Annotated in this window: 26 protein-coding genes, 1 tRNA gene and 1 pseudogene; 16 read left to right on the forward strand and 12 right to left on the reverse strand. The window is 65.9% G+C overall.

Annotated elements, in window-relative coordinates; genetic code table 11:
* Positions 1-237: 237 nt before the first annotated feature.
* Positions 238-618, reverse strand: a complete 381-nt coding sequence (locus CRJ03_RS07490; protein ID WP_104018271.1) for a DUF6746 family protein — start codon at positions 616-618, stop codon at positions 238-240.
* A gap of 122 nt (positions 619-740) precedes the next feature.
* Between CRJ03_RS07490 and CRJ03_RS07495 the strand changes: the two genes are divergently transcribed.
* Positions 741-1,133, forward strand: a complete 393-nt coding sequence (locus CRJ03_RS07495; protein ID WP_104018272.1) for a thiol-disulfide oxidoreductase DCC family protein — start codon at positions 741-743, stop codon at positions 1,131-1,133.
* A 66-nt stretch (positions 1,134-1,199) separates the two neighbouring features.
* Positions 1,200-1,841: a PAQR family membrane homeostasis protein TrhA gene (trhA, locus tag CRJ03_RS07500; protein ID WP_240611598.1), complete on the forward strand. Its 642-nt coding sequence runs from the start codon at positions 1,200-1,202 to the stop codon at positions 1,839-1,841.
* 10 nt (positions 1,842-1,851) lie between these two features.
* Here the strand turns inward: trhA and CRJ03_RS07505 are convergent, their stop codons facing one another.
* Positions 1,852-2,115, reverse strand: a complete 264-nt coding sequence (locus tag CRJ03_RS07505; RefSeq protein WP_104018274.1) for a DUF6455 family protein — start codon at positions 2,113-2,115, stop codon at positions 1,852-1,854.
* Between the two features lie 65 nt (positions 2,116-2,180).
* Positions 2,181-2,879 carry a M48 family metallopeptidase gene (locus CRJ03_RS07510; protein ID WP_104018275.1) on the reverse strand — a complete coding sequence of 233 codons (699 nt, stop codon included), beginning with the start codon at positions 2,877-2,879 and terminating at the stop codon, positions 2,181-2,183.
* A gap of 120 nt (positions 2,880-2,999) precedes the next feature.
* On the opposite strand from CRJ03_RS07510, the gene CRJ03_RS07515 reads away from it, so the two are divergent.
* Positions 3,000-3,236, forward strand: a complete 237-nt coding sequence (locus CRJ03_RS07515; RefSeq protein WP_104018276.1) for a DUF8831 family protein — start codon at positions 3,000-3,002, stop codon at positions 3,234-3,236.
* A gap of 6 nt (positions 3,237-3,242) precedes the next feature.
* On the opposite strand, the gene meaB is transcribed toward CRJ03_RS07515, so the two are convergent.
* Positions 3,243-4,217 carry a methylmalonyl Co-A mutase-associated GTPase MeaB gene (gene meaB / locus CRJ03_RS07520; protein ID WP_104018277.1) on the reverse strand — a complete coding sequence of 325 codons (975 nt, stop codon included), beginning with the start codon at positions 4,215-4,217 and terminating at the stop codon, positions 3,243-3,245.
* Between the two features lie 211 nt (positions 4,218-4,428).
* Between meaB and hrpB the strand changes: the two genes are divergently transcribed.
* Together hrpB and CRJ03_RS07530 are read left to right on the forward strand one after the other, a co-directional pair.
* On the forward strand, positions 4,429-6,894 hold the full coding sequence (hrpB, locus tag CRJ03_RS07525) for an ATP-dependent helicase HrpB (RefSeq protein WP_104018278.1): 2,466 nt from the start codon (positions 4,429-4,431) through the stop codon (positions 6,892-6,894).
* An 88-nt stretch (positions 6,895-6,982) separates the two neighbouring features.
* Positions 6,983-7,432, forward strand: a complete 450-nt coding sequence (locus tag CRJ03_RS07530; RefSeq protein WP_104018337.1) for an NUDIX hydrolase — start codon at positions 6,983-6,985, stop codon at positions 7,430-7,432.
* Positions 7,433-7,442: 10 nt separating this feature from the next.
* On the opposite strand, the gene CRJ03_RS07535 is transcribed toward CRJ03_RS07530, so the two are convergent.
* The 4 genes from CRJ03_RS07535 to CRJ03_RS07550 are packed head-to-tail and all read right to left on the reverse strand — an operon-like array spanning position 7,443 to position 10,094.
* The gene (locus tag CRJ03_RS07535) at positions 7,443-8,471 is read right to left on the reverse strand and encodes a MaoC family dehydratase (RefSeq protein WP_104018279.1); all 1,029 of its coding nucleotides are present in this window, start codon (positions 8,469-8,471) and stop codon (positions 7,443-7,445) included.
* Positions 8,472-8,473: 2 nt separating this feature from the next.
* A complete protein-coding gene (locus CRJ03_RS07540) occupies positions 8,474-8,677 on the reverse strand; it encodes a DUF1737 domain-containing protein (RefSeq protein ID WP_104018280.1) in 204 nt (67 codons plus the stop codon).
* Positions 8,678-8,681: 4 nt separating this feature from the next.
* A complete protein-coding gene (locus CRJ03_RS07545; protein WP_104018281.1) occupies positions 8,682-9,227 on the reverse strand; it encodes an NnrU family protein in 546 nt (181 codons plus the stop codon).
* 6 nt (positions 9,228-9,233) lie between these two features.
* On the reverse strand, positions 9,234-10,094 hold the full coding sequence (locus CRJ03_RS07550) for an HpcH/HpaI aldolase/citrate lyase family protein (RefSeq protein ID WP_104018282.1): 861 nt from the start codon (positions 10,092-10,094) through the stop codon (positions 9,234-9,236).
* A gap of 187 nt (positions 10,095-10,281) precedes the next feature.
* Here CRJ03_RS07550 and CRJ03_RS07555 point away from each other — a divergent pair, with 187 nt between their 5' ends.
* On the forward strand, positions 10,282-10,596 hold the full coding sequence (locus CRJ03_RS07555) for a hypothetical protein (protein ID WP_240611599.1): 315 nt from the start codon (positions 10,282-10,284) through the stop codon (positions 10,594-10,596).
* Positions 10,597-10,603: 7 nt separating this feature from the next.
* On the opposite strand, the gene CRJ03_RS07560 is transcribed toward CRJ03_RS07555, so the two are convergent.
* Entirely contained in the window at positions 10,604-11,353 is a 750-nt protein-coding gene (locus CRJ03_RS07560) for a sulfite exporter TauE/SafE family protein (RefSeq protein WP_104018283.1), read from the reverse strand.
* A gap of 152 nt (positions 11,354-11,505) precedes the next feature.
* Here CRJ03_RS07560 and mdh point away from each other — a divergent pair, with 152 nt between their 5' ends.
* From mdh to CRJ03_RS07600, 8 genes are all read left to right on the forward strand, one after another.
* On the forward strand, positions 11,506-12,468 hold the full coding sequence (mdh, locus tag CRJ03_RS07565; protein ID WP_104018284.1) for a malate dehydrogenase: 963 nt from the start codon (positions 11,506-11,508) through the stop codon (positions 12,466-12,468).
* Between the two features lie 224 nt (positions 12,469-12,692).
* Positions 12,693-13,886 (forward strand): ADP-forming succinate--CoA ligase subunit beta, encoded by a 1,194-nt coding sequence (sucC, locus tag CRJ03_RS07570; protein ID WP_104018285.1) that lies wholly within the window; start codon positions 12,693-12,695, stop codon positions 13,884-13,886.
* A gap of 40 nt (positions 13,887-13,926) precedes the next feature.
* Entirely contained in the window at positions 13,927-14,604 is a 678-nt protein-coding gene (locus CRJ03_RS07575; protein WP_104018286.1) for a class I SAM-dependent methyltransferase, read from the forward strand.
* 73 nt (positions 14,605-14,677) lie between these two features.
* Positions 14,678-15,559, forward strand: a complete 882-nt coding sequence (sucD, locus tag CRJ03_RS07580) for a succinate--CoA ligase subunit alpha (RefSeq protein WP_104018287.1) — start codon at positions 14,678-14,680, stop codon at positions 15,557-15,559.
* Between the two features lie 72 nt (positions 15,560-15,631).
* Positions 15,632-18,592 carry a 2-oxoglutarate dehydrogenase E1 component gene (locus CRJ03_RS07585; RefSeq protein ID WP_104018288.1) on the forward strand — a complete coding sequence of 987 codons (2,961 nt, stop codon included), beginning with the start codon at positions 15,632-15,634 and terminating at the stop codon, positions 18,590-18,592.
* Between the two features lie 3 nt (positions 18,593-18,595).
* Positions 18,596-20,128 carry a 2-oxoglutarate dehydrogenase complex dihydrolipoyllysine-residue succinyltransferase gene (gene odhB, locus CRJ03_RS07590; protein ID WP_104018289.1) on the forward strand — a complete coding sequence of 511 codons (1,533 nt, stop codon included), beginning with the start codon at positions 18,596-18,598 and terminating at the stop codon, positions 20,126-20,128.
* 76 nt (positions 20,129-20,204) lie between these two features.
* Positions 20,205-20,411: a hypothetical protein gene (locus CRJ03_RS07595; protein WP_104018290.1), complete on the forward strand. Its 207-nt coding sequence runs from the start codon at positions 20,205-20,207 to the stop codon at positions 20,409-20,411.
* Between the two features lie 471 nt (positions 20,412-20,882).
* Entirely contained in the window at positions 20,883-21,278 is a 396-nt protein-coding gene (locus CRJ03_RS07600; protein WP_104018291.1) for an MAPEG family protein, read from the forward strand.
* A 4-nt stretch (positions 21,279-21,282) separates the two neighbouring features.
* On the opposite strand, the pseudogene CRJ03_RS20550 reads toward CRJ03_RS07600, so the two are convergent.
* A pseudogene (locus CRJ03_RS20550) lies at positions 21,283-21,375 on the reverse strand (YSIRK-type signal peptide-containing protein); the annotation flags it as partial.
* A 35-nt stretch (positions 21,376-21,410) separates the two neighbouring features.
* Between CRJ03_RS20550 and lpdA the strand changes: the two are divergent.
* Complete coding sequence (lpdA, locus tag CRJ03_RS07605) at positions 21,411-22,805, forward strand: dihydrolipoyl dehydrogenase (RefSeq protein WP_104018292.1); 1,395 nt, start codon at positions 21,411-21,413, stop codon at positions 22,803-22,805.
* A gap of 58 nt (positions 22,806-22,863) precedes the next feature.
* Here lpdA and CRJ03_RS07610 read toward each other — a convergent pair.
* Both CRJ03_RS07610 and CRJ03_RS07615 read right to left on the reverse strand, forming a co-directional pair.
* Positions 22,864-22,937 (reverse strand) — tRNA-Gly (locus tag CRJ03_RS07610).
* 53 nt (positions 22,938-22,990) lie between these two features.
* Entirely contained in the window at positions 22,991-23,575 is a 585-nt protein-coding gene (locus CRJ03_RS07615) for a DUF1285 domain-containing protein (protein ID WP_104018293.1), read from the reverse strand.
* Between the two features lie 68 nt (positions 23,576-23,643).
* On the opposite strand from CRJ03_RS07615, the gene CRJ03_RS07620 reads away from it, so the two are divergent.
* A complete protein-coding gene (locus CRJ03_RS07620; protein ID WP_104018294.1) occupies positions 23,644-24,651 on the forward strand; it encodes an AAA family ATPase in 1,008 nt (335 codons plus the stop codon).
* Position 24,652: the final 1 nt, after the last annotated feature.

The following is a 24,652-nucleotide window of genomic DNA, read 5'->3' on the forward strand; positions in this document are numbered from 1 at the left end:
AAGATACTTCTGCAGTCACAGCTACTTGCAACGACGAGGAGCGCCCGCCCGAGGGGGCGGTCGGGCGCTGCGCGGCGGCGCGTTCCGCGCCTTGATTCCGCGCAAGTGGGCCAAGACCGGAAGGTCCGCTTCAGGCCAAACACACCCCGACAACCACCGCCGTCCCCCCACCCCGACCAGTTCGCGGCCATCATCTGACAGCCGCCTTTGGCTCGGTTTTCTTGGGGCCCCGCCCCCTCACTCGGTCAGCGGCGCGGTCATTTCCAGGTAGACCTCGGTCGCCCCGCGCAGGGCATGCGGGTTGTCACCTTCAGAGGACAGGTGAACCCGCTCCAGCACGACGGCGATCTTCTCCACCTCCGAGGCGATGCGCGCCACGGCCTGTTCCATCGTGTAGGTGTATTCGTGCACCTCTTCCATGTCCTGCACGCCCAGATCGTCGCGCGCCATGACCGCTTCCACCTTGGCGTTGTAGGCGGCGAGGTTCTCTATCGCCTCCGCGAGGGTTTCAGAGGACGCGGCGGCATAATGCTCGACCTCCTCGGCGGCGGTGGCCGGCAGGACGCCGTGACCGAGCACGAGGGTGGCGGCAAGAACGGGCAGGGCAGGCAGGTGCATGGTGTGATCCTTCGGTTTCGATTATATCTGACAAAAATAATAAGAAATAAGATCCACCAACGCAACCGCCTTTTCCACCCGCAGCCCTTGCCCGCGCCCGAGCCCGGCATAGGTCCCCGGACATGACAGACCCGAGCGAAACCCACGTCCTCTACAATGCGCGCTGCCCGGTCTGCCGCGCCGAGATCGACCATTACCGCGCCCATTCAGAGGCGCGCAGTCATCCGGTGGTGTTCCACGATCTCAACACCCGCGATCTGGCAGAGTGGGGGATCGATCCCGACATGGCCGCGCGGCAACTGCATGTGCGCCAGGGCGGGCGCGTGCTGTCGGGCGTGGAGGCGTTTCTGGCGCTGTGGCGCGTGCTGCCGCGTTACCGCTGGCTGGCGCGGATCGTGGCGCTGCCGGGGCTGCGCCAAGCGGCGCATCTCGTCTACGAGCGCGTGCTTGCGCCGCGACTCTACGCACGGCACGTTGCACGTATGCATCGGTCCTGCCCCGATCATGTCGCATGATGGCCGGATTTGGCGGGTATTAAGGATATGTCCCCAAGATCATGTAACCATGCAGGAATGACGCAGATGTCCTACCCGCTCTATTCCCCGGCAGAACGCATCGCCGATGGCGTCGTGCATGTCATGGGCCTGGTTGCGGCGCTCGCCGGGGTGGCAGCGGTCTATTCGCTCTGGGCCCTGCACATGGACGGGGTCACGTTCCTCGCAGTCACGGTCTACTCGCTGTCGCTGCTCGCGATGCTCGGCGCCTCGGCGGCCTATCACCTGCTCGCGCACACGCCGCTGCGCCCGATCCTGCGGCGGCTCGATCACGCGGCGATCTATGTCAAGATCGCGGGCACCTTCACGCCGCTCGGCATCCTGCTGGGCACCGCCTTCGGCTACATGGTGCTGGTCGGGGTCTGGGCGCTGGCCTGTCTCGGCGCGCTGTCCAAGCTGCGCATGCCGCGCGGGACCATGACCACCGGCTGGCTGCCCTACATGGCGCTGGGCTGGGCCGGGGTCGCGCTGATCCTGCCACTCTCGGGCGTGCTGCCGGGTCTCAGCCTCGCGTTCATCGTGGGCGGCGGGCTGCTCTACTGCGTCGGCGTGATCTTCTACGCGTGGGAAAGCCTGCGTTTCGCCAACGCGATCTGGCACGTCTTCGTCGCGCTGGCTTCGGCCTGCTTCTTCATAGGTATTAACACGGCGGTCGCTGCGGCGCTCTGAACCTTGCGGTTCAGCGCTTGAACCGTGCGGTCAGCTCGGTCAGAAGCGCGCTGTTGCGGCAATAATCCGGCACCGCCTCGCCCGCTTCATGCGCGGCCAGCCAGTGCTCGCATGCCTCCGGCGCGGCACATCCGGTGCAGGCCAGAACCGCCTCGCCCAGCTCTCCGGGGGTGAGGTGCCCGGCCATCATTGTTTCTTCCAGATCAACACCTTGTGCCTCTGCCATCCGGTCCACGAGGTCGGCATGACGCTTGAGAATAAAGCTGTGTTGCATGGCAAGTCTCCCTGTACTCCGGCCATTAGCCTGCCATGCGGATTCCCTCGCGTCGTTGATCTCGGTCAAAGCCCCGCCGCCACCCGCCGCACCGTCTCTACCCTTTGTGCATTGGGCGGATGCGTCCCGAGGAACCGGTTGCCGGGATCGGGGATCTGCGAAAAGAATGCCACCCCGCGGACCGGATCATAGCCCGCGCGATGCGCGATCACCGTGCCCAGCGCATCCGCCTCAAGCTCGAAATCCTTTGAAAAGACACGCCCGCCCACGCCGGCGCCAAGATCGACGGCCCCGTCGACCACCGATTGCCCGGCTCCCGTGATCGCGGCGATACCGCCGAGAATGACAGCCCCCGCCATCGCGCTCTGCTGCTGGCGCGGGATGTGGCCGGCGATGTGATGCGCGGCCTCGTGCCCCATGACAAAGGCCAGCTCGTCGGCATTGCGGACCGCGCCGATCATCGGCAACGTGAAGGCGACGACCGGCCGCCCGGTGCGGTCGAGCGTCTGGTAGGCATTGACCGGCTGGCCGGGCCGGTCATCCACCACGATGCGGAAATCGCAGTTAGAGCGCGGCGCGCGGGCGCGGCAACTGCGCTCGGCCACCGGCTCGATGCGCTGTGCAACAGTCAGGAATTGCTGCACTTTTGCGCGAGTGACCGTCGGCGCGGGGCGCTCGGCAGCGGGCTGCCGGGTCTGGGCGGTCTCTGACACCTCGACGCAAGAGGCGACGAGACCAAGGGCAAGGCAGGCAATCCAGCGCATCTGATCTCCTCGGATCAATCTCCACATCTGTCTTGTAGCAGGATATCGCCCTTCTGACAGCCCCCGACGCGCGACCCATCACCGGTTTGCAATCCGCCGCCGAACGGGTAGCCTGCAATCATGTTTTCCATAGAGCACGAGTTCGACTCGACCGTCATCACCCTTGTCGACGAGGGGGCCGCCCCTCTCAAGGAAGATGTTGTCGTCAACGCCTTCGAGGAATGCGTGACCGTCGAGCAATACGACCCGCGCACCGATACGGTTCTGCGGATCACCCTGTCGATGAGCCAGATGCGCGATCTCGGCGCGGCGCTCGACCTGCCAGAGGGCGTCTACCTGCGCGAGCCGGGGGGGTGAGCGGGCTCAGCGGCCGAGCTTTTCCAGCATCTCGGTGGCCGCTGCCGCCGGTGTGATCGTCCCTGCGGCCACGTCCCGTGAATAGCGCTCGATCTCGGCCCGCGCCTCCGGCGCGTCGAGCCGCGCCAGCAAGCCCTGCCGCAGTTCCTCGACGAACCAGCTTTGCGCCTGCGCCGCGCGTCGGGCCGCGAAATGCCCCTCGGCCCGGCGCCAGTCGATGAGCGTGCGCATCTCCTGCCATGCGCCTTCGAGCCCCTCATCCTCCAGCGCCGAGACGCAGATCGCCTTGGGAAAGCCCTCGGGGTCCTGCGCGCGCTTGCGCAACAGTCGCAGCGCCCCGGCGTAATCCGACCGCGTCCGCTGCGCCGCCGCCTTCAGATCGCCATCGGCCTTGTTTACGAGGATGAGATCGGCGATCTCCATGATCCCGCGCTTGACGCCCTGCAGCTCGTCGCCGCCCGCCGGTGCCAGCAGCAGCACGAAGATGTCGGACATCTCCGCCACCACCGTCTCGGATTGTCCTACGCCCACCGTCTCGATCAGCACCACGTCAAAGCCCGCCGCCTCGCACAGCGCCACCGCCTCGCGCGTGCGCCGCGCCACGCCGCCCAGGTGGCTGCGGCTGGGCGAGGGGCGGATGAACGCGCCCGGCTCGCGGCTCAGTCGCTCCATCCGCGTCTTGTCGCCGAGGATCGAGCCGCCCGAGCGCGCCGAGGATGGATCGACGGCGAGCACGGCCACCTTCAGCCCCTGTCCGGTCAGCATCAGGCCGAAGCTCTCGATGAAGGTGGACTTGCCCACCCCCGGCGTGCCCGAGAGCCCGATCCGGATCGCCTCGCGCCCCGACCCGCGCACCGCCTCGAGCAACTCGGTGGCCTGCGCCCGGTGATCGGCGCGCCCGCTCTCGATCAGCGTGATCGCGCGCGCCAGCGCCCGCCGGTCGCCCGCGATGATCCGCTTGCTCGTCTCTTCGATATCCATGCGCCCGCCGGGTTGCCTGATCTGTCCGCGCCTTCTTGCCTTGGCGGCGCGGGAAATGTCCAGACCGGGGCGTACGCCCGTTGTTTCTTCTTGGTCCGAATACCCCGGCGCCGCGCGGGCCGCAAAGGCCGGGGCTTGGGTATTTTCGCCAAGAAGAGGCCGCGAAACGCCCCCTCTGGCCAAGCGCGCGCCGCTGTCGGATAACCGGGGCATGACCCAAACCCTGCCCATCCATGACGCCATTCCCGCCCTGCTCGACGCGCTGCGTGGGCGCGGGCGCGCGGTGTTGCAGGCCCCGCCGGGGGCGGGCAAGACCACCGTGGTGCCGCTCGAGATGCTGCGCGCGGGGCTGACGACGGGCCGCATCGTCATGCTGGAGCCGCGCCGTCTCGCTGCCCGCGCCGCCGCCGAACGCATGGCCGAAACCCTCGGCGAACGGGTGGGTGAGACCGTCGGCTACCGTATCCGGGGCGAGGCAAAGGTGTCGAGGACGACCCGGATCGAGGTCGTGACCGAGGGAATCCTCACCCGCATGATCCAGTCCGCACCGGACCTGCCCGGAGTCGGCGCCGTGATCTTCGACGAATTTCACGAACGCTCGCTCAACGCCGATCTCGGCCTCGCCCTGTGCCTCGAGGTGGCAGGCGCGCTGCGCGAGGACATGATCCTGCTCGCCATGTCCGCCACGCTCGATGCCGAGCCGGTTGGGCGGCTGATGGGCGACGTGCCGGTGGTGACGTCCGAGGGGCGCAGCTACCCGGTCGAGACCCGCTGGCTCGACCGCCCGCGGCCCAAGCGGCAGCGCTTCGAGGAGGGCGTGGCCGATCTGGTGGAGCGCGCGGTCGCAGAGACTGAGGGCGGTGTACTGGTCTTTCTCCCCGGCGAGGGAGAAATCAGGCGGGTGGAGGCGTTGCTCAAGGGCCGCCTGTCTCCCGGCTGTCACCTGCGCCCGCTCTTCGGTGCAATGGATTTCGCCGCGCAGCGTGCCGCCATTGCCCCGTGCCCGGAGGGCCGCAAGATCGTGCTCGCCACCGCCATCGCCGAGACCTCTCTCACCATCGAGGATATCCGCGTCGTGGTGGACGGGGGCCGTGCGCGGCGGGCGCGGTTCGATCCCGGCTCGGGCATGTCGCGGCTGGTGACCGAGCGGGTCACCCGCGCCGAGGCCACGCAGCGCGCGGGCCGCGCGGGCCGGGTGGCCGCGGGTCTCTGCTTCCGGCTCTGGACGCGTGGCGAGGACGGCGCGCTCGCGCCCTTCCCGCCGCCCGAGATCGAGGCCGCCGACCTCGCCGGGCTGGCGCTGGAACTGGCGCTGTGGGGGGCGGAACCAGAAGCGCTGCCCTTTCTCACGCCTCCCAATCCCGGCAGCTATGCCGAGGCGCAGGCGCTGCTGAAGATGCTGGGCGCGCTCGACACCCGTAACCTTATCACCGATCACGGGCGCGCGCTGGCCGCGTTGCCGCTGCATCCGCGGTTGGCGCACATGCTGGCCGTGGCTGGCCCCGGTGCCGCCCCGATGGCGGCGCTGCTGGCGGATCGCGACCCGCTGGCGCGAGGCGCGCCTGTGGACCTGTCCCTGCGCATGGCCGCGATTCGCGATCCGCGCGCCTATGCCGAGCGGCACCCGCATCCTGCCAATCGCGGCGCGGTCGAACGTATCCGCGCCGAAGCGAAACGCCTGGCCCGACAGGCCAGGGGTGCAGAGGCCGGGATGAGCGATGCCGGGATGGCCGCGCTGGCATACCCTGACCGCGTCGGCCTGCGCCGCAAGGGCGATGACCCGCGCTACGTGCTCTCGGGTGGCAAGGGGGCGGTCATGCCCGAGGGCGATCCGATGTCCGGCGCGCGGCTCATCGTCGCCAGCGACCTCGACGGCGACCCGCGCGAGGCGCGCATCCGGCAGGCCATCGAGATCGGCGAGGCAGAAGTGCGCGACCTCTACGGTGACAGGATCGGCTGGGAGGATGTCTGCGCATGGGACCGGCGCGCCCGGCGCGTCGTCGCCCGGCAGCAGGAGCGGTTCGGCGCGTTGATCCTTGATGACCGGCTCTGGAAGGACGCGCCGCAAGAGGCGGTCGCCCGCGCCATGCTCGACGGAGTGCGCGACCTCGGGTTGAGCTGGACCGACGCCGCCCGCCGCTTCGCCGCACGCGTGACGCTCTGCCGCGAGGCCATGCCGGACCTGCCAGACATGTCCGATGCGGCGCTCATGGACACGCTCGAGACATGGTTGCTGCCGTTTCTCGGTGGCGTGAAAACGGCACGGGACTGGAAGGCGTTCGATATGCTGGACGCGCTGCGCGCAAGGCTCACATGGGCGCAGATGCAGGCGCTCGACAGCAGCGCGCCTGCGCATTTCCTCACGCCGCTGGGGCGCAAGATCCCCATCGATTATTCCGGCGAGGAGCCGGAGATCACCCTGCGCTTGCAGGAAATGTTCGGCCAGACCGAGCACCCCGTCGTTGCCGGGCGGCGATTGCGCGTCACGCTCTTGTCGCCGGGGCAGAAACCGGTGCAGACCACTACCGACATTCCCGGTTTCTGGGCCACCTCCTACGCGGATGTGCGCAAGGACATGCGCGGCCGCTACCCCCGGCACCCCTGGCCCGAGGACCCGACCGAGGCGGACCCGACGCTGCGGGCCAAGCCGCGAAACACGCCGCGAAACACACGGTGATTTGCATGGCGCCCGGTTTTCGCATAACCTGAACGGTAATTGACGAAAAAACGCGAACACGCCGGGCAGGGCAGACCAAATGGTAAAGATGCAATCCGTGACCGAGCGCTCTGGCGCGCGCACTGCCTATCCGCCGGAACGGCAGGTGGCGGCGCTGTGCTGGCGCAAGGAAACGGGTCGCAAGGAAGTGCTGCTCATCACCAGCCGCGACACCGGGCGCTGGATCGTGCCCAAGGGCTGGCCGATCAAGGGGCTGAGCGACGCGCAGGCGGCCATGCGCGAGGCGTGGGAAGAGGCTGGCGTGCGCGCGGGCGCCGACAAGGCCCGCCCTGCCGGACAGTTCTTCTACGACAAGGCGCTCGACGATGGCAGTGTGATCCCGATCGTCGCGCATCTCTACAAGGTGCGGTTGCGCAAGGGCGATCTCGCCGACAGCTTCCCCGAGGCGGCAGAGCGCAAGCGGCTCTGGGTGCCGGCGAAAAAGGCCGCGAAACTTGTGCGGGAGCCCGAGCTGAAGGCGATCCTGCGCAGCCTCTGAACGCAGTGGCTCAGGCCGGCATCAGCGCCCAGTAATCGAGATCGAGCAACACGTGCGGCAGGTACTTGCCGTCCTCGCCCTTGAGGGTGAAGGGCGCACCGCCCTTGGTCGCCACCAGCCGCAGGCGGAGCGCGCCCACCCCCGGCGCGTCCACCTCTGCACGGTCGAGCACCTCGGACCACGCGCGCACGGTATCGCCCGCGAAACAGGGGTTGGCGTGACTGCCTGCATTGATCGCCGCGATCATCTGCGCATTGGCCAACCCATTGAACGACAGCGCGCGTGCCATAGAGATCACATGCCCGCCATAGATCAGCCGCTTGCCATCGGCGCGGGGCGTGGCGTCGAAATGCGTCTTGGACGTGTTCTGCCACAACCGCGTCGCCATCATGTGCTCGGCTTCCTCGATGGTCACGCCGTCCACGTGGTCGATCCGTTCGCCGATCTCGTAATCACCCAGCCGGTGCGGCTCGCCTGCCAGCCCGAAATCGTAATTCGTGAAGTCGAGTCCCGCCGGGATGATGAGGTCGTTCGGGTCCACCACCGCCGCTGTCTGCGGCACCACCGGGTCGGGCGCCGGGGCGTTCATGTCGTTCTTGCGCACCATGACCCAGCGGGTGAATTCCATCACCGGCAGATCATGCTGATTGATGCCCGTGGTGCGCACGTAGACCACCCCGGTCTTGCCCGAGGAATTCTGTTTCAGCCCGATCACCTCGGATTCGCTGCGCAGCGTGTCGCCGGGATAGACCGGGCGCAGCCAGCGCGCCTCGGCATAGCCCAGGTTCGCCACCGCGTTGAGCGAGATATCCGGCACCGATTTGCCGAACACGATGTGAAACGCCGCCATGTCGTCAATCGGGCTGTCGGGCAGGCCGCTCGCGCGCGCGAACTCGTTCGAAGAATAAAGCGCGTGCCGCGCCGGGTAGAGCGCATGATAGAGCGCGCGCTCGCCACCCGAGACGCTGCGCGGCACCGCGTGGCGGATCACCTCGCCGAGGGTGTAATCCTCGAAGAACCGGCCCGGATTGGTCTTCATGCCTACGGCTCTCCCAGCTTCATGTCGGGCGAGTAGCTGCCTTCTTTCTCTTTCACCACGGCCTGACCGCAGCGCATCACGCCGTTGGCCGCGTCAAAGGCATAGGTGGGCCCGCCGTGCAGCGCCCAGCCGTCGTTGAGGGCGGCCGTCACCTTGTGGCAAAATGCCGAATTGTCGTCGGCGCTGAGAAAACGGTAGAGTTTCATCGCCTTACCCCGGGAACGGCCAGACGCCGAGCCAGTTGTGCACGAAGGTCATGCCAAAGAACAGCACCACCGTGATGACGCCGAGGATGATGTCGCGCTTTGCCTCGCCCGGTGCGGGGCGCTCCCATGCTTCGGAGAGGTTGATGACCACCACTTCCAGCACCGCCCAGGCGAGCAGGCCGCCGAACAGGATCAGCGAGGCGAGATCGCCGTTCACCAGCAGGTGCGCCACCGCCCAGACCTTGACGGCGGTCAGTTGCGGGTGGCGGAGCGCGCCGCGCAGCCGCCCCTTGGTGGCGCTCATCCCGTAGAGAAACACGGCCCCCAGCATCATCAGGTTGTTGAGATGCACGGTCCACGCGGGAGGGAACCAGATATTGATGAACTCCGCCTGCCGGTAGCCGTAGATCATCAGCCCGAGCCCCGCGAGAACGCCCACGGCCACCAGCCCCTTGCCGACATTTCCCATCCCCGCGCGTAACTCGGGGGCCACCCGCTTGAACAGATGCGCCGCCGTCCAGAGGATCAGCCCGAGAATGAGGTAAACCATAGGTCGCTACTCCGCTGCCATGTCCCGTATCGCCTGCGCCCGGTCGAGAATGCGCTGCGCCGCGACGATGTGCAGGTTCTCGACGATCTGCCCGTCCACCACAGCGATCCCCTGTCCCGAGGCCCGGCTTTCTTCATAGGCTGCGATCTGCCGTTCGGCCAGATCAATCTCGGAATTGGTGGGGGCAAAGGCGGTGTTGGCGATCTCGATTTGCGCGGGGTGAATGAGCGTCTTGCCGTCGAAGCCGAGGTCGCGCCCCTGCTCGCATTCCGCCTTGAGCCCGTCGCCGTCGCGGAACCGGTTATAGACCCCGTCCACCGCCACGATCCTTGCCGCGCGCGCCGCCATTACGACCATCTGCAACGCGGTCATAAGCGGCAGCCGGTCGGCGCGCACCCGGCAGCCGAGATCCTTGGTCAGGTCGTTCGTGCCCGCCACCAGCCCCGTCACCTGCCGGTGCGCGGCGATTTCGCGCGCGTTGAACACGCTCACCGGCGTCTCCATCATCGTCCAGACCGGCAGGTCGGGGCCGATCACCTCGGTCAGGTTGTCGATGTCCGAGGGCGTGTTGACCTTGGGCAACAGGATCGCGTCGGGCCCCGCCTCGCACAGCGCGCGGGCATCCTCCAGCCCCCACTCGGTGGTCAGCGCGTTGATCCGCACGATCCGCGCGCGCTTGCCATAGCCGCCCGCGCGCAGCGCCGTGACCAGCGTGTCGCGCGCCTCGGCCTTGGCGTCGGGGGCGACGGCATCCTCCAGGTCAAAGATGATCGCATCGGTCGGCAGATCCCGCGCCTTCTCCAGCGCGCGTTCCTTCGAGCCGGGGATGTAGAGCACCGAGCGATAGGGATGGGAGGGGCTGGCCATGATCTGTCCTTGCGCTGAGAAGTAACAATCGTTCGCAGGAATGCCATTTATTGCCGCAAAACTTCAAGCAGTTTCCGCCGCGACGCAGCATGCCCGAACCCCGTCACCCCGCATTAACCAAGTCTTCACGTCTCCTCCGGCATCCTTTCGCGGGACGGCAGGGACCATCAGTTGAATGGGTGTGACGATGATCGCAAGGAAAAGGAATCTGAGCCTGACCGCGGCCCTCACCTGTCTTCTGGCCACGCAAGCGGCGGCGCAATCGGGCCAGTGCGCCCCGCGAGAGACGGTGGTGCAGCGCCTCGCCGAGGCCTATGGCGAAACCCGGCAGTCAATGGGGCTGGGGGCCAACAACGCGGTGGTCGAGGTGTTCGCCTCCGCCACCTCCGGCAGTTGGACCATCACCGTGACCGGCACCAACGGCATCACCTGCCTCGTCGCCAGCGGGCAGGGCTTCGAGACGATCGCCGACAGCCTGCCCGCCCCGGGCAACGACGCCTGACGGCGCGTCAGAGACCGTCGATCACCAGCTTGAGGCCCGTCACGGTCAACAGCACGTAGGTGATCGCGAAAAACGCGCGCTCCGGCACCGCCCGGTGCGCGCGCACGCCGATCCATGCCCCCAATAGCGCCAGCGGTGCCAGCATCAGGTCGATGCGCAGCGTCTCGGCGGTGAACAGGCCGAGAAAACCGTAAGGCACGGCCTTGGCGATGTTGAGCACGAAGAACAACGCCACCGTGCTCGCCTGATAGCCGGTCTTGCCGAGGCCTCGCGACAGCAGGTAAACGGCCGCCGGCGGCCCGCCCGCGTGGCTGACGAAACTGGTAAACCCGGCCACGAGGCCCGCCATCAGGCCCGCCCAGCCCGGCAAGGGCCGCGCCGCGCCACGGATCGCACCGGACCGGAGCGCCACCTGCCAGCCGACGAACCCCAGCGCGATCGCCCCGATGAGCAGCCGCAGCAGATCAGCGTCGGCCACCCGGTAGAACGCGGCCCCCAACGCCACGCCCGGAAGGCCCCCGAGGATCAGCAGCGCCGTCTCGGTGACGCCCCATTGCCGCCAATAGGGCCGCAGCGTCGCGAGGTCGATCACCATCAACAGCGGCAGCATGATGCCCAGCGCCATCCCCGGTGGGATCACCAGCGCCAGAATCGTCGCCCCCGCAAAGGCTGCGCCAGAGCCGAATCCCCCCTTCGAGACACCCGCGAACAGTGCCGCGACCGCCCCGACGGCAAGCAAGTCCCAAGTGACGTCCATTCTCCTAACCCTTCGGCTCAGAACTCATTTCCCAGCATACTGCCGCATACAATACCCCGTCGCCCCAATCCGCCGCAGTGCCGCGGGCTTGCATGGGGCCACAAATCGGACTACGCCCTGCCGCAGCTTTGCAACCCACGGAGACAAATCCAATGGCCAGACCCAGGATCGCGCTGATCGGCGCCGGACAGATCGGCGGCACGCTCGCCCATCTCGCGGCGCTCAAGGAACTCGGCGACGTCGTCCTTTTCGACATCGCCGAAGGCACCCCCGAAGGCAAGGCGCTCGACATCGCCGAATCCGGCCCCTCCGCCCGCTTCGATGCCAATCTCAAGGGCACGCAGGACTATGCCGACATCGCCGGGGCGGATGTCTGCATCGTTACTGCCGGTGTCCCGCGCAAGCCGGGGATGAGCCGGGATGACCTCTTGGGCATCAATCTCAAGGTGATGAAGTCGGTCGGCGAGGGCATCGCCGCCAACGCGCCCGACGCCTTTGTCATCTGCATCACCAACCCGCTCGACGCGATGGTCTGGGCCTTGCAGAAATTCTCAGGGCTCCCCGCGCACAAGGTCTGCGGAATGGCCGGCGTTCTCGACAGCGCGCGCTTCCGTCATTTCCTCAGCCTCGAATTCGGCGTCTCGATGCGCGACGTGTCGGCCTTCGTGCTTGGCGGGCATGGCGATACGATGGTGCCCTCGGTGCGCTATTCCACCGTGGCGGGCATCCCGCTGCCGGACCTGATCGAGATGGGCTGGACCACGCAGGAAAAGCTGGACGCCATCCTGCAACGCACCCGCGACGGCGGTGCCGAAATCGTCGGTCTGCTCAAGACCGGGTCGGCCTTCTATGCCCCCGCGACCGCCGCGATCGAGATGGCCGAGGCCTATCTCAAAGACCAGAAGCGCGTCCTGCCCTGCGCCGCCCATTGCAGCGGCGAGTTCGGGGTCAAGGGCATGTACGTGGGCGTGCCCACGGTGATCGGCGATGGCGGCATCGAGCGCATCGTCGAGATCAAGCTCAACAAGGAAGAGCAATCCATGTTCGACAAATCCGTTGACGCGGTGAAGGGTCTCGTGGAGGCCTGCAAGGGGATTGACGGCTCGCTCGCCTGACAGATCGACCATTAGACATGGGCCGGGGCTGGATAATTTCCAGCCCCGATTCTTTTCAAGCCGCATAAATTCGTTTTGGTCGCGTTTGTGATCACACGATTTATCGCCGTGATCACAAAACCCCGAAATTTGCCCCAATTGCCCCGAAAGCGCAAAAAACCATTTAATGCGCGCGCGAATCTGTGCCTATACCTGTGTCAATCGCAGCAAAACGGGACAGTTTCATGAATATCCACGAGTATCAGGCCAAGGCGCTCCTGCGCTCTTTTGGCGCCCCGGTGTCGGATGGTCGCGTGGTCCTGCGCGGTGAAGAAGCCAAGACCGCAGCAGGCGCGCTCGACGGGCCTCTCTGGGTCGTCAAGGCACAGATTCACGCGGGCGGGCGCGGCAAGGGCAGCTTCAAGGAGCCGGGCGCAGGCGAGGCGGGCGGTGTGCGCCTTGCCAAATCCGTCGAGGAGGCCGCCGAAGAGGCGCGCCGGATGCTCGGGCGCACGCTCGTGACCAAGCAGACCGGCCCCGCGGGCAAACAGGTCAACCGCATCTATATAGAGGACGGATCGGGCATCAAGACGGAGATGTACCTTGCCCTGCTCGTGGATCGCGGCACCAGCCGGGTGAGCTTCGTCGCCTCCACCGAGGGCGGCATGGATATCGAGGAGGTCGCGGCCAAGACGCCCGAGAAGATCCTCAGCTTCTCGGTCGACCCCGCGACCGGCTATCAGCCATTCCACGGACGCCGCATCGCCTTCAACCTCGGCCTCAAGGGCCCGCAGATCAAGCAATGCGTGGCGCTGATGGGCACGCTCTACCGCATGTTCGTGGAAAAGGACATGGAGATGCTCGAGATCAACCCGCTGATCGTCACCGACAAGGGCGATCTCAAGTGCCTCGACGCCAAGATGGGCTTCGACTCCAACGCCATCTACCGCCACTCCGACATCGCCGAACTGCGCGACACGACCGAGGAGGATCCCAAGGAGCTCGAAGCCTCCAAGTACGACCTCAACTACATCGCGCTCGACGGCGAGATCGGCTGCATGGTCAACGGTGCGGGCCTCGCCATGGCGACGATGGACATCATCAAGCTCTACGGCGCCGAGCCTGCCAACTTCCTCGACGTGGGCGGCGGCGCGACCAAGGAAAAGGTCACCGAGGCGTTCAAGATCATCACCTCCGACCCGAACGTGAAGGGCATCCTCGTCAACATCTTCGGCGGCATCATGCGCTGCGACGTGATCGCCGAGGGCGTGGTCGCCGCCGTAAAGGAGGTGGGCCTGCAGGTGCCCCTCGTCGTCCGGCTCGAAGGCACCAATGTCGAAAAGGGCAAGGAGATCATCAACAATTCCGACGTCGACGTGATCGCCGCCGACGACCTCGCCGACGCCGCACAGAAAATCGTGAAGGCGGTGAAGGGGTGAGCACGCGGCGTGCCGCGGTCAGGAGCGGAAGGGATTTCCCATGCGTGACGCTCTGAGATCGGAATTCGAGGCCAAGGACTGGTCGGGGCGCAAGGTCGAATCGCGCTCCGGCGCGGGCTCCACGCTCGAGGCCACGACCGCCCTGCGCGCCGCGCTACCGGGGCTGCTGGCACGCCACAACGTCCGCCGCTTTCTCGACGCGCCCTGCGGCGACTGGTTCTGGATGCAGCATGTCGATCTGGGCGATGTCCATTACATCGGCGCTGATATCGCCCGCGACGTGCTCGATGCGGTCGCGGCCCAACATGCGGGCGCCGGCCGCGAATTCGTCCATCTCGACATCACCGCCGACCCCTTGCCACGGGCTGACCTGATGATGTGCCGTGATTGCCTGTTTCACCTCAAGTGGTGGCTGCGCTGGAAATTCTTCGAAAATTTCGTGGAGAGCGGCATCCCGTACCTGCTCACCAGCATGCACCACACGCCGGTGAACCGGCGGCTGAACAAGAATGGCGACTTTGCGCCGTTCAACCCGTGCATTGCCCCGTTCAACTTCTCCGACCCGTTGGAGACAATCCCCGAAACCGGCGATATCAACCTCGATCCCGCGTTCCTCGACACCGCCCGTGGCCGCCGTCAGCGGTCGATGGGCCTGTGGTCGCGCGCGCAGGTGGTCGAGGCTCTGGACCGACACGCAGCCGAGGAGAAGGCCCCCTGATCCACCCATGCAAGGCGCGCCTCCAGGGCGCTCCTGACGACAAACAGCAACACCAAAGGAAGGAGCCAGAGAAATGGCAGTCCTCGTAGACAAGGAAACCAAGGTCATCTGTCAGGGGCTCACCGGTAGCCAGGGCACGTTCCACTCCGAACAGGCCATCGCCTATGGCACGCAGATGGTCGGCGGCGTGACGCCGGGCAAGGGCGGCACCACGCATCTCGACCTGCCGGTGTTCAACTCGGTGCATGAGGCGAAACACGCGACAAAGGCCAACGCCTCCGTCATCTACGTGCCGCCCCCCTTTGCCGCCGATTCCATCCTCGAAGCGCTCGACGCCGAGATGGAATTGATCGTGTGCATCACCGAGGGCATCCCGGTGCTCGACATGATGCGCGTCAAGCGCGCGCTGATGGACAGCAAATCGGTCCTGATCGGCCCCAACTGCCCCGGCATCATCACGCCCGACGCCTGCAAGATCGGCATCATGCCCGGCCATATCCACAGGCGCGGCTCCTGCGGCGTGGTCTCGCGCTCGGGCACGCTCACCTACGAGGCGGTCAAGCAGACCACCGATGCGGGGCTGGGACAGTCCACCTGCATCGGCATCGGCGGCGACCCGATCAAGGGGACCGAGCATATCGACGTGCTGGAATGGTTCCTCGCCGATGACGAGACCGAGAGCATCATCATGATCGGCGAGATCGGCGGCTCCGCCGAGGAGGACGCCGCGCAGTTCCTCAAGGACGAGGCCAAGAAGGGCCGCAAGAAACCGGTCGCCGGCTTCATCGCCGGGCGCACCGCCCCTCCGGGCCGCCGCATGGGCCATGCCGGCGCCATCGTGGCGGGCGGCAAGGGCGGCGCCGATGACAAGATCGAGGCGATGCGCTCCGCCGGTATCGTCGTCGCCGACAGCCCCGCAGGCCTCGGCGAGGCCGTGCTCGAAGCGATCGGGTGACGTATTCGGCAGGCCGGGGCATCCTCGGCCTGCCCAGACACGCAAGGTTCCAAGCTCCTCCGAGGTGCCATCATGACCGAACAATCTTCCAACGACCAGTTCCACGCCTCCTCCTTCATGCAGGGGCACAACGCCGAGTATCTCGAGCAACTCTACGCGCGCTACGCCAGCGATCCCGGTGCGGTGGACGAGGCGTGGAAGAAGTTCTTCGACGATCTGGGCGATCCCGGGTCAGAGGTGACGCGCGAGGCCGCCGGCCCCTCCTGGGCGCGCGGCGACTGGCCGCCGCAGCCCTCGGACGACCTGACCGCCGCGTTGACCGGTGAATGGCCCGCCGAGGCAGAGCTAAAGGACGCAGGCAAGAAGATCGCCGCCAAGGCCGCCGACAAGGGCATTGAGGTCACCGACGAACAGGTCAAGCGCGCGGTGCTCGACTCGGTGCGCGCGCTCATGCTGATCCGCGCCTACCGTATCCGCGGCCACCTCATCGCAGAGCTTGACCCGCTCGGCCTGCGCGATCACGGCCACCGCCCCGAGCTCGACCCGAAATCCTACGGGTTCACCGAGGGCGACATGGACCGTCCGATCTTTATCGACAACGTGCTCGGGCTCGAGGTCGCGTCGCTGCGCGAGATACTCGCCATCGTCAAGCGCACCTATTGCGGCACCTTCGCGCTGCAATACATGCACATCTCCGACCCCGAACAGTCCGGCTGGCTCAAGGAGCGGATCGAGGGCTACGACAAGGAAATCAGCTTTACCCGGAACGGGCGCAAGGCGATCCTGAACAAGATGGTCGAGGCCGAGGGCTTCGAGAAATACCTTCATGTCAAGTACATGGGAACCAAACGTTTCGGCCTCGACGGGGCCGAAAGCCTGGTCCCGGCGATGGAGCAGATCATCAAGCGCGGCGGCCAGCTCGGCGTGCGGGACATCGTCATCGGCATGCCGCACCGCGGGCGGCTGAACGTGCTGGCCAACGTGATGGGCAAGCCCTATCGCGCGCTGTTCCACGAGTTCCAGGGCGGCAGCTTCAAGCCCGAGGATGTCGACGGGTCGGGCGACGTGAAATACCACCTCGGTGCCAGCCACGACCGCGAATTCGACGGCAACACCGTGCACCTGTCGCTCACCGCCAACCCCTCGCACCTCGAGGCGGTGAACCCGGTGGTCATCGGCAAGGTCCGCGCCAAGCAGGATCAGTTGAACGACACCGAGCGCACCAAGGTCCTGCCTATCCTGCTGCATGGCGACGCGGCCTTTGCCGGGCAGGGCGTGGTGGCCGAGTGTTTCGGCCTCTCGGGGCTAAAGGGGCACAAGACCGGCGGCACCATGCACATCGTGGTCAACAACCAGATCGGCTTTACCACCGCGCCGCATTTCTCGCGCTCCTCGCCCTATCCCACCGATATCGCGCTGATGGTCGAGGCGCCGATCTTCCACGTCAACGGCGACGACCCCGAGGCGGTGGTGCATGCCGCCCGCGTCGCCACGGAATTCCGCCAGAAGTTCCACAAGGACGTGGTCATCGACATCATCTGCTACCGCCGCTTCGGCCATAACGAGGGGGACGAGCCGATGTTCACCAACCCCCTGATGTACAAGAAGATCAAGCAGCAGAAAACCACGCTCGCGCTCTACACCGACCGGCTGGTCAAGGATGGCCTCATCCCCGAGGGCGAGGTCGAGGACATGAAGGCGGCGTTCCAGTCGCATCTCGGCGACGAGTTCGAAGCGGGCAAGGACTATCGCCCCAACAAGGCCGACTGGCTCGACGGCGTGTGGTCCGACCTCAACCCCCACAAGGGCGATTACGAACGCGGCGAGACCTCGATCAAGCCCGAAACGCTCAAGGAGATCGGCGCCGCGCTGAGCCGTGCGCCCGAGGGCTTCAACCTGCACAAGACCGTGGGCCGCCTGCTCGATGCCAAGCGCCAGATGTTCGAGACAGGCGAGGGCTTTGACTGGGCCACCGCCGAGGCGATCGCCTTCGGCTCTCTGTTGACAGAGGGCTACGGCGTCCGCCTCTCGGGTCAGGACAGCACCCGCGGCACCTTCAGCCAGCGCCATTCCGGGCTGATCGACCAGGAGACCGAGGACCGCTACTACCCGCTCAACCATATCCGCGAGGGCCAGGCGCAATACGAGGTCATCGACTCGATGCTCTCGGAATACGCCGTTCTCGGGTTCGAGTATGGCTATTCTCTGGCCGAGCCCAAGGCGCTCACCCTCTGGGAGGCGCAGTTTGGCGATTTCGCCAACGGCGCGCAGATCATGTTCGACCAGTTCATCTCCTCGGGCGAAGCGAAATGGCTGCGCATGTCGGGCCTCGTCTGCCTGCTGCCCCACGGCTACGAGGGGCAGGGCCCCGAACACTCCTCGGCCCGGCTGGAGCGGTTCCTGACCATGTGCGGCGGCGACAACTGGATCGTGGCCAACTGCACCACCCCGGCCAACTACTTCCACATCCTGCGCCGCCAGCTTTACCGCACCTTCCGCAAACCGCTCATCCTGATGACGCCGAAGTCGCTCCTGCGCCACAAGATGGCGGTCTCGGTCGCGGCGGATTTCACCACCGGCTCGTCGTTCCACCGGGTGCTGTGGGACGACGCCCAATACGGCAATTCCGATACCGAGCTTGTCCCCGACAAGAAGATCAAGCGCGTGGTCATGTGCTCGGGCAAGGTCTATTACGACCTGCTCGAAGAGCGCGACAAGCGCGGCATCGACGATGTCTACCTGATGCGGATAGAGCAGTTCTACCCGTTCCCGGCCATGTCCATGGTCAAGGAGCTTGAGCGCTTCAAGCAGGCGGAAATGGTCTGGTGCCAGGAAGAGCCCAAGAACCAGGGCGCCTGGTCCTTCATCGAGCCGAATATCGAATGGGTTCTCACGCGCATCAAGGCCAGGCACAAGCGGCCCCAATACGCCGGTCGTCCCGCCGCTGCCTCGCCCGCCACGGGCCTCGCCAAACAGCACAAAGCACAACAAGAGGCGCTGGTGGATGCCGCGCTGACCATCGAAGGGAAATAAGTGATGAGCACCGAAGTCCGTGTCCCCACCCTGGGCGAATCCGTCTCCGAGGCGACCGTCGCCACCTGGTTCAAGAAACCCGGCGACAACGTCGCCGTCGACGAGATGCTGTGCGAGCTTGAAACCGACAAGGTGACGGTAGAGGTGCCCGCCCCCGCCGCCGGCACGCTGGGCGAGATCGTCGCGCAGGAGGGCGAAACCGTGGGCGTCGATGCGCTCCTCGCCACCATCACCGAAGGCGCGGGCAAACCCGCCCCCAAGGAAGAAAAGAAGGCCGAGGCCGCGGCCCCGAAGGACAGCGGCGGCGGTTCCGGCGAGAGCATCGACGTCATGGTCCCCACCCTTGGCGAGAGCGTGAGCGAGGCCACCGTCGCCACATGGTTCAAGGCGGTCGGCGACGCCGTCGAGACCGACGAGATGCTGTGCGAGCTTGAAACCGACAAGGTCTCGGTCGAGGTGCCTGCCCCCGCCTCGGGTACGTTGACGGAAATCCTCGCCGGCGAGGGCGAGACCGTGCAGGCGGGCGGCAAGCTCGCGCTCATGTCCTCGGGCGCGGGCGCGGCGGCCCCCGCCAAGGCCAAGGAGAGCGACGACGACGCCCCCGCCAAATCCTCGGCCAAATCCCCCGCCAAATCCTCGGGCAAGGATGTCGAGGATGCCCCCTCGGCGAAAAAGGCGATGGCCGAGGCGGGCGTCTCGCGCGATCAGGTCGAGGGCTCCGGCCGCGATGGCCGCGTGATGAAAGAGGACGTGGCCAAGGCCGCCGCCGCCCCGAAACCGGCCCCCGCCGCCGCCCCCGCGCAGGCCCCCCGCGCGCCCTCCCCGGCAGAGGATGCCGCGCGAGAGGAACGGGTCAAGATGACGCGGCTCAGGCAGACCATCGCCAGGCGGCTGAAGGACAGCCAGAACACGGCAGCCATGCTCACCACCTATAACGAGGTGGACATGACCGCGGTGATGGACCTGCGCAACGAGTACAAGGCCGAGTTCGAGAAGAAGCACGGCGTGAAACTCGGCTTCATGTCCTTCTTCACCAAGGCCTGCTGCCACGCGCTCAAGGAGGTGCCCGAGGTCAACGCCGAGATCGACGGCACCGAGATCGTCTACAAGAACTTCGTCCACATGGGCATCGCTGCGGGCACGCCCACCGGCCTCGTCGTGCCGGTGATCCGCGACGCCGATTCCATGAGCTTCGCCACCATTGAGAAGGCCATTGCCGAGAAAGGCGCCCGCGCCCGCGACGGCAAGCTTTCGATGGCCGAAATGCAGGGCGGCACGTTTACGATTTCCAACGGCGGCGTCTACGGCTCGCTGATGTCCTCGCCCATCCTCAACCCGCCGCAATCGGGAATCTTGGGCATGCACAAGATCCAGCAACGGCCCATGGTGGTGAACGGCGAGATCAAGGCCCGCCCGATGATGTACCTGGCATTGAGCTACGACCACCGCATCGTCGATGGCAAGGGCGCGGTGACGTTCTTGGTGCGCGTCAAAGAGGCGCTCGAAGACCCGCGGCGGTTGCTGATGGATTTGTAACCTGGGGCCGGAGTAAACCCCGGCCTACCGTAGGGCGGGGTTCACCCCGCCATCAAACCAACCGGAGGCAAGCTCCATGACCGCCCGCGCCAAGCCACCCGAAAGCTTTGACGAAAACCCGCTCTTCGACGCAGAATTCTTTGCCCGTGCCCGTCCCGCCGCTCCCGGCGAGGCGGCCCGCCTGCGTGGAGTGCTGGAACAGATCGTTAAGGCACATGAGGAGGGCCGCTCCGTGGATGACGCAATTGCGCAGGCGCGCGAAACACTTGAGGTGATGAAATGAGCGCGCAATTTTATCGACCTTTCGACGACAAAGGTGCCGTAACCTTCTTCGTCCGCGTCAAGGACGCGCTAGAAGACCCGTGGCGGTTGCTGATGGATATCTGATTCATCAATGACCTATCTAGATGGCCACTATATCCTTAATCACATAGCAGCCACTGCGCCCCAATGACGGAGATTTCGATGCCAGATGTCCCTACCAAAACATTCAACCACAGTCCTTCAGCGGCCGCAGGACTGGATTTTGAAGTATCCTTTTTTCCTGACCACTACCGAGTCACGGAACCAAGTTCGGGGTGGATCGCGAATTTCTCCAAGAATGGAGTAATTGAATCCAGCGATAGATCTTTGCCTGTCGAAAATCCCAGCTTAGTCATCGACGACTTAGCAAATGGCCCACTGCTTCTTGAATGGATAACTTGGTGTACCAGCGTTGACCAATAAGCATTTGCATTCAGAGCGATCCTAACTGATGACCCCCGAACTCACCGCCCTCACCCTCGCCGCGCTTCTGCAGGTTGTCCAATACCTGCTCTACGCCATCCCGGCGAATCTCGAGCTTGGCCCCGGCTACACCATGTCCGCCCGCGACCGCGAGCCCTCAAAACAGATGTCCGACGGCACCGCCCGTCTGGGCCGGGCGCTGACCAACCATTTCGAGGGGCTGATCCTCTTTACCATCGCCGTCGTCACCGTCACGCTCGGCGACCAATCCACCCCCCTGACCGCCGCCTGCGCGTGGACCTACCTCGCCGCCCGCATGGCCTATATCCCGGCCTATTACCTCGGCCTGCGCCCCTGGCGCTCGCTGATCTGGGCGGTGGGCTTCTTCGCCACGCTCCTCATGCTGCTGGCGGCGCTCGTCTGATGCTTCATCTTGCCCGAAATATCCCGGGGGAGTCGCCGCAAGGCGACGGGGGCAGCGCCCCCAAAACCACCGACGCAATACCGACAGAATACCGACGCGATACCGACGCGAAAAATGAAAGGACTCTGACCCATGGCCTCCTATGACGTGATCATCATCGGCGCCGGCCCCGGCGGCTATGTCTGCGCCATCCGCTGCGCGCAACTCGGCCTGAAAACCGCCGTGGTCGAGGGCCGCGCCACACTTGGCGGCACCTGCCTCAACGTCGGCTGCATCCCCTCCAAGGCGCTCCTGCACGCCACCCACCAACTCCATGAAGCGGAACACAATTTCGCCAAGATGGGCCTCAAGGGAAAGTCGCCCTCGGTCGACTGGAAGCAGATGCTGGCCTACAAGGACGACGTCATCGGCCAGAACACCAAGGGTATCGAATTTCTGTTCAAGAAGAACAAGATAGACTGGATCAAGGGCTGGGCCTCGATCCCCGAGGCGGGCAAGGTCAAGGTGGGCGACGAGACCCACGAAGCAAAGAACATCGTCATCGCCTCGGGGTCTGAATCCGCCAACGTCCCCGGCGCCGATGTCACCATCGACGAAAAAATCGTCGTCACCTCCACCGGCGCGCTGGAATTGTCCAAGGTTCCCAAGAAGATGGTGGTGATCGGCGGCGGCGTGATCGGGCTCGAGATGGGCTCGGTCTATGCCCGCCTCGGCGCGCAGGTCACGGTGGTTGAGTTCCTCGACGCCATCACCCCCGGTATGGACGGCGAGGTGCAGAAGAACTTCCAGAAAATCCTGAAGAAACAAGGCATTGATTTCGTCATGGGCGCCGCCGTCCACACCGTCGAGACGCTCAAGACCAAGGCCAAGGTGCACTACAAGCTGCGCAAGGACGACAGCGAGCATCAACTCGACGCCGATGTCGTCCTCGTCGCCACGGGCCGCAAGCCCTATACCGAGGGGCTCGGCCTCGACAGCCTCGGCGTCGAGATGACCAAGCGCGGACAGGTCGCTGTGGGCGGCGATTGGCAGACCAACGTCAAGGGCGTCTACGCCATCGGCGACGCCATCGACGGCCCGATGCTCGCCCACAAGGCCGAGGACGAGGGCATGGCCGTGGCCGAGGTGCTGGCGGGCAAGCATGGCCACGTCAATTACGGCGTCATCCCCGGCGTGATCTACACCCACCCCGAGGTGGCCAACGTGGGAGAGACCGAAGAAACCCTGAAAGATCAAGGGCGTGCCTACAAGGTCGGCAAGTTCTCCTTCATGGGCAACGGCCGCGCCAAGGCCAATTTCGCCGCAGACGGCTTCGTCAAGATCCTCGCCGACAAGGCGACCGACCGCATCCTCGGCGCGCATATCATCGGGCCGATGGCGGGCGATCTCATCCACGAGATCTGCGTCGCGATGGAATTCGGCGCAAGCGCCGAGGATCTCGCGCTCACCTGCCACGCGCATCCCACCTATTCCGAGGCGGTGCGCGAGGCGGCGCTCGCCTGCGGCGACGGCGCGATCCACGCCTGAACTCTGCCGGCGCGGCGCTCGCGTCGCGCCGGTCTCAGCCGGACCTGCCTGATGGGATTGGAGCGGGTGAAGGGAATCGAACCCTCGTCGTCAGCTTGGGAAGCTGCTGCTCTACCATTGAGCTACACCCGCGACGCGCCTTGATTACCCGCAAATGCGCCCGCGCCGCAAGAGCAAAGCGCGCGCTATTCCGGCAGCTCCGCCTCGGGGATCATGGCAAAGAACGCGCCGCCCGACCACAGGCCGAACCACCCGTCTTGGCGATCCCCGATCTCGACAAGGCGGTAAAAGCTCTTGCGGTCGATCAGCGCCTCGAGACCGGCGCGGACATGGACATAAGGCGAGGGCTCGCCGGTCTCCGGGTCACGCTCCACCCGGATCGGGTGATCCGGCCCGGCGATGACGTGATCGCCGACGTTGGTCTCGAATCGCAGGTTCTGGCGCTCGCCCTCGCCGTCACGCTCGAAATCGACCGCGACGAAGGGCGCGTCATCGACGGTGATCCCCACTTTCTCGACCGGGGTGACGAGGAAGTACTTGTCGCCGTCCTTGCGGAGAATGGTGGAAAACAGCCGCACAAGCCCATGGCGGTTGATGGGCGTGCCCTGATAGTACCACGTCCCGTCACGGGCGATTCGCATGTCGAGATCGCCGCAGAAGGGCGGGTTCCACTCATGCACCGGCGGCAGATCCCGGCCGCCCGATTTCGCGGCACGCGCCGAGGCGGCGAGGCTCTCGGCTGACGGGGTTGTGACGCTGCTCGCACTCATTGCTTTTGCCATTTCCAATTGAAACGATACATTCCACATAAGGATATAGGCCCAACCGGAGTTTTGCCATGACCGAAGAGACCGATCTCGTTGCCGGGCTGGAGGCGCTGGAGGACAAGCTGGCGCGCGCGCGGGCCTCGATCACCCGGCGCTTCATCGGGCAGGAGCGCGTCGTCGACCTGTCGCTCTCGGCTCTCCTGTGCGGTGGGCACGGGCTTTTGATCGGCCTGCCGGGGCTGGGCAAGACGCGGCTGGTGGAGACGCTGGGCACGGTGATGGGGCTCGCGACCAACCGGGTCCAGTTCACCCCCGACCTGATGCCCGCCGACATCCTCGGAAGCGAGGTGCTCGAGACCTCGAATGACGGTCGCCGCGCGTTCAAGTTCATCGAGGGGCCGATCTTCTGCCAGCTTCTCATGGCCGACGAGATCAACCGCGCCAGTCCGCGCACCCAATCGGCGCTGTTGCAGGCGATGCAGGAGCGGCAGGTGACCGTGGCGGGCGAGACCCGCGCGCTCGCGCCTCCGTTCCACGTGCTGGCCACGCAGAACCCGATCGAGCAGGAGGGCACCTATCCGCTGCCCGAGGCGCAGCTCGACCGCTTCCTCGTGCAGATCGAGGTGCCATACCCTGATCGCGACACCGAGCGCGCGATCCTTCTGGCCACCACCGGGGCCGACGAGGAAGAGGCGCACGGCGTGTTTACGCCCGCGGACCTGATCGCCGCGCAGCGGATGCTACGGCGGATGCCGGTGGGCGAGAGCGTGATGGAGATGATCCTAGACCTCGTGCGCGCCGCCCGTCCAGAGGAGCCGGGCGTCTCCGAGACGGTGCGCGAAAGCGTCGCCTGGGGGCCGGGGCCGCGCGCCGCGCAGGCGCTGATGCTGACGGTGCGCGCGCGGGCGATGTTGCAGGGCCGCCTCGCCCCGGATGCGAGCGACGTGGCTGCGATGGCGATGCCGGTGCTGATCCACCGCATGGCGCTCAACTTCGCGGCACGGGCACGCGGCGACAGCCTCGGCGCTCTGATCTCGACGCTGATCGAAGACATCACCCGGGTTGAGGCGGCCGCCTGAG

The organism is Roseovarius nitratireducens, assembly GCF_002925845.1.
In the GTDB taxonomy this organism is placed as follows: domain Bacteria; phylum Pseudomonadota; class Alphaproteobacteria; order Rhodobacterales; family Rhodobacteraceae; genus Roseovarius; species Roseovarius nitratireducens.

Excerpts from the sequence above, each read along its gene's own strand:
- sucC (WP_104018285.1), top strand. The coding sequence starts at position 12,693 with ATGAATATCCACGAGTATCAGGCCAAGGCGCTCCTGCGCTCTTTTGGC.
- lpdA (WP_104018292.1), top strand. The coding sequence starts at position 21,411 with ATGGCCTCCTATGACGTGATCATCATCGGCGCCGGCCCCGGCGGCTAT.
- sucD (WP_104018287.1), top strand. The coding sequence starts at position 14,678 with ATGGCAGTCCTCGTAGACAAGGAAACCAAGGTCATCTGTCAGGGGCTC.
- trhA (WP_240611598.1), top strand. The coding sequence starts at position 1,200 with ATGTCCTACCCGCTCTATTCCCCGGCAGAACGCATCGCCGATGGCGTC.
- mdh (WP_104018284.1), top strand. The coding sequence starts at position 11,506 with ATGGCCAGACCCAGGATCGCGCTGATCGGCGCCGGACAGATCGGCGGC.
- CRJ03_RS07515 (WP_104018276.1), top strand. The coding sequence starts at position 3,000 with ATGTTTTCCATAGAGCACGAGTTCGACTCGACCGTCATCACCCTTGTC.
- CRJ03_RS07510 (WP_104018275.1), bottom strand. The coding sequence starts at position 2,879 with ATGCGCTGGATTGCCTGCCTTGCCCTTGGTCTCGTCGCCTCTTGCGTC.
- CRJ03_RS07540 (WP_104018280.1), bottom strand. The coding sequence starts at position 8,677 with ATGAAACTCTACCGTTTTCTCAGCGCCGACGACAATTCGGCATTTTGC.
- CRJ03_RS07620 (WP_104018294.1), top strand. The coding sequence starts at position 23,644 with ATGACCGAAGAGACCGATCTCGTTGCCGGGCTGGAGGCGCTGGAGGAC.
- CRJ03_RS07595 (WP_104018290.1), top strand. The coding sequence starts at position 20,205 with ATGACCGCCCGCGCCAAGCCACCCGAAAGCTTTGACGAAAACCCGCTC.
- CRJ03_RS07555 (WP_240611599.1), top strand. The coding sequence starts at position 10,282 with ATGATCGCAAGGAAAAGGAATCTGAGCCTGACCGCGGCCCTCACCTGT.
- CRJ03_RS07615 (WP_104018293.1), bottom strand. The coding sequence starts at position 23,575 with ATGAGTGCGAGCAGCGTCACAACCCCGTCAGCCGAGAGCCTCGCCGCC.
- CRJ03_RS07535 (WP_104018279.1), bottom strand. The coding sequence starts at position 8,471 with ATGAAGACCAATCCGGGCCGGTTCTTCGAGGATTACACCCTCGGCGAG.
- odhB (WP_104018289.1), top strand. The coding sequence starts at position 18,596 with ATGAGCACCGAAGTCCGTGTCCCCACCCTGGGCGAATCCGTCTCCGAG.
- CRJ03_RS07495 (WP_104018272.1), top strand. The coding sequence starts at position 741 with ATGACAGACCCGAGCGAAACCCACGTCCTCTACAATGCGCGCTGCCCG.
- CRJ03_RS07490 (WP_104018271.1), bottom strand. The coding sequence starts at position 618 with ATGCACCTGCCTGCCCTGCCCGTTCTTGCCGCCACCCTCGTGCTCGGT.
- CRJ03_RS07530 (WP_104018337.1), top strand. The coding sequence starts at position 6,983 with ATGCAATCCGTGACCGAGCGCTCTGGCGCGCGCACTGCCTATCCGCCG.
- hrpB (WP_104018278.1), top strand. The coding sequence starts at position 4,429 with ATGACCCAAACCCTGCCCATCCATGACGCCATTCCCGCCCTGCTCGAC.
- CRJ03_RS07505 (WP_104018274.1), bottom strand. The coding sequence starts at position 2,115 with ATGCAACACAGCTTTATTCTCAAGCGTCATGCCGACCTCGTGGACCGG.
- CRJ03_RS07560 (WP_104018283.1), bottom strand. The coding sequence starts at position 11,353 with ATGGACGTCACTTGGGACTTGCTTGCCGTCGGGGCGGTCGCGGCACTG.
- meaB (WP_104018277.1), bottom strand. The coding sequence starts at position 4,217 with ATGGATATCGAAGAGACGAGCAAGCGGATCATCGCGGGCGACCGGCGG.
- CRJ03_RS07585 (WP_104018288.1), top strand. The coding sequence starts at position 15,632 with ATGACCGAACAATCTTCCAACGACCAGTTCCACGCCTCCTCCTTCATG.
- CRJ03_RS07550 (WP_104018282.1), bottom strand. The coding sequence starts at position 10,094 with ATGGCCAGCCCCTCCCATCCCTATCGCTCGGTGCTCTACATCCCCGGC.
- CRJ03_RS07545 (WP_104018281.1), bottom strand. The coding sequence starts at position 9,227 with ATGGTTTACCTCATTCTCGGGCTGATCCTCTGGACGGCGGCGCATCTG.
- CRJ03_RS07600 (WP_104018291.1), top strand. The coding sequence starts at position 20,883 with ATGACCCCCGAACTCACCGCCCTCACCCTCGCCGCGCTTCTGCAGGTT.
- CRJ03_RS07575 (WP_104018286.1), top strand. The coding sequence starts at position 13,927 with ATGCGTGACGCTCTGAGATCGGAATTCGAGGCCAAGGACTGGTCGGGG.